Source organism: Mesorhizobium sp. Cs1299R1N1 (genome assembly GCF_037179655.1).
GTDB lineage: Bacteria > Pseudomonadota > Alphaproteobacteria > Rhizobiales > Rhizobiaceae > Mesorhizobium > Mesorhizobium salmacidum.
The window spans coordinates 1-1,313 of sequence record NZ_JAPYKR010000085.1 but is presented as its reverse complement, the minus strand read 5'-3'; the positions used below and the strand labels follow the sequence as shown (position 1 = coordinate 1,313).

1 protein-coding gene is annotated in these 1,313 nt (G+C 66.3%); it reads left to right on the top strand.

The window, feature by feature from the left end; all coding sequences use genetic code 11:
- A partial coding sequence (locus tag O7A70_RS33790) for a non-ribosomal peptide synthetase (protein ID WP_337144201.1) occupies positions 1 to 1,313 on the top strand: 1,313 nt, incomplete at both ends.

Genomic DNA, 1,313 nt, shown 5'->3' with positions numbered 1-1,313 from the left:
CCGCCTGGGCCGGGCTGCCGGCGTCCGATCCAGACCCGCGCGCGCTCGGCCTCACCTCGCGCCATCTCGCCTACATCATCTACACCTCCGGCTCCACCGGAACGCCAAAGGGCGTCATGGTCGAGCATCGGGGAGTGGTCAATCTGGGGCTGGCTCAGATCGGGCTTTTTGGCGTTGGTTCAAACAGCCGAGTGGTGCAGTTCGCCTCCTTGGGTTTTGATGCCAGTGCCTGGGAAATTGTCATGGCGTTTGGCTCAGGCGCCACCTTGCATTTGCCCGCGGATGAGCTTCGTCAAACGAGCGCCAAGCTATCGGATTATCTGCGAAGCGAAGCCATCACCCATGCGACATTGCCTCCAGCCTTGCTTCAGGAAAGCAAGAATGTGGAATATTTGGCGTCGCAAGCTCTCATTCTTGCTGGAGAGCTTCCGAAGGCTGAACTCATCCGCCGGCTGCCTGCAGCATCCATTATCAACGCCTATGGACCTACCGAAACGACAGTCTGCGCGACAGCTTGGACTTATGTCGCTGGTTACGACGGGTCCGTTGTCCCGATCGGCCGTCCGATCGCGAACACGCGGATCTACCTGCTGGACGGTCATGGGGCACTGGTGCCGTTCGGGGCGGTGGGCGAGCTCTACATTGGCGGGGCAGGCGTGGCGCGCGGCTACCTGAACCGGCCCGAGCTGACGGCGCAGCGCTTCATCGCCAGCCCCTTTGTGGACGGCGACCGTCTCTACCGGACCGGCGATCTGGCGCGTTATCTGCCGGACGGCAACCTGGAGTTCTTGGGCCGCAATGACGACCAGGTGAAGATCCGCGGCTTCCGCATCGAGCCGGGCGAGATCGCGGCGCGGCTTGCCGAGCATGCGTGGGTGCGCGAGGCGGTGGTGGTGGCGCGGCAGGACCGGGCGGGCCAGATGCGGCTCGTCGCCTATGTGGTGTGTGGCCCCGAGGCAGGCTCGGACGATGAGGACGGAGGCGCGCTGGCCGGCGCCTTGCGCGCGCATCTGGGTGCGCGGCTGCCCGACTACATGGTGCCGTCGGCGTTCGTGCGGCTTTCGGCGCTGCCGCTGACGGCCAACGGCAAGCTCGACCGCAAGGCGCTGCCTGCGCCGGAGGACGATGCCTATGCGCGGGCGGCCTACGAGCCGCCGCAGGGCGCGGTCGAGACGGCGCTGGCCGCCATCTGGGTCGAGCTTCTGGGGGTCGAGCGGGTCGGACGCCACGACCACTTCTTCGAGCTCGGCGGTCACTCGCTGCTGGCGGTGCAATTGATGGAGCGGCTGCGGCGGCTGTCGCTGGGGGTGGAG